General features: G+C 64.9%; 1 protein-coding gene. It reads right to left on the reverse strand.

What is annotated here, in order from left to right:
• Positions 1–1,265: glutamine--fructose-6-phosphate transaminase (isomerizing) (glmS, locus tag ACM0PY_RS21165; RefSeq protein WP_495493302.1), on the reverse strand; the 1,265-nt coding region annotated here is incomplete at its 3' end.
• Between the last annotated feature and the right edge of the window lie 27 nt (positions 1,266–1,292).

A 1,292-nucleotide genomic window follows, 5' to 3' on the forward strand; every position in this document is an offset into this window, starting at 1 on the left:
AGCACCACGGTCAGCTGGAACAGTGCCGCCAGCTGGGTGGTGAAGGCCTTGGTCGATGCCACGCCGATCTCGGCACCGGCACGGGTGTAGCAGACCAGTTCGCTGGCACGCGGGATCGCGCTTTCCGGCACGTTGCAGATCGACAGCGTGTGCTGGTGGCCCAGCGATTTGGCGTACTTCAGCGCTTCCATCGTATCCAGCGTTTCGCCGGACTGCGAGATGGTCACGATCAGATGCTTGGGGTTCGCGTAGGCCGCGCGATAGCGGTACTCGCTGGCGATCTCCACGCTGCACGGCAGGCCGGCGATGGCTTCGATCCAGTAGCGCGCGGTCAGGCCGGCGTAGTAGCTGGTTCCGCAGGCAATGATCTGCACGCCTTCGATGCCCGACAGCACCGCTTCGGCGTTCTTGCCGAACAGCTCGGCCGGGAAACCACCGGCATCGATCACCGCCTCGATGGTGTCGCCCAGCGCGCGCGGCTGCTCGTGGATTTCCTTCTGCATGAAGTGGCGGTACGGGCCCAGCTCCAGCGATGCCAGCGATACGTCGGACAGATGCACGTCGCGCTCGACCGGCTGGTCGTGCTCGTCGAAGATGCGCACGCCATCGCGGCGGATTTCGGCGGTGTCGCCCTCTTCCAGGAAGATCACCTTGCGGGTGGCCGAGATCACCGCCGAGACATCCGAAGCGACGAAGTTCTCGCCCTCGCCCAGGCCGACCAGCAGCGGGCAGCCCATGCGCGCGCAGACGAAGCGCTCCGGCTCGGCGCGGCTGACCACGGCCAGCGCATAGGCACCGGTCAGTTCCTTCACCGTGTGCTGCAGTGCCACCAGCAGATCGTCGCCATCCTTCAGATGATGATGGATCAGGTGCGCGATGACTTCGGTATCGGTCTGCGACTCGAAGGTGTAGCCCATCGCGCGCAGTTTCTCGCGCTGTTCCTCGTGGTTCTCGATGATGCCGTTGTGCACCAGGGCCACACCGTGGCTGATGTGCGGATGTGCATTGGCCTCGGTGACACCGCCGTGGGTGGCCCAGCGGGTGTGGCCGATGCCCAGCACCGCATTGAAGCCCTCGGCCTCGGCCGCCATGGCCATTTCCGACACGCGGCCGGTACGACGCACCCGGCGGACTTCCGGACGCTCGCTCTGGTCGATCACGGCGATGCCCGAGGAATCGTAGCCACGGTATTCAAGGCGCTTCAGACCCTCGATCAGTACCGGTACTACGTCGCGATCGGCGATCGCACCCACGATTCCACACATGTCACGCGTTTCCTTGAAGACGATTGC

Source organism: Stenotrophomonas sp. BR163, assembly GCF_047520985.2.
GTDB lineage: Bacteria > Pseudomonadota > Gammaproteobacteria > Xanthomonadales > Xanthomonadaceae > Stenotrophomonas > Stenotrophomonas sepilia.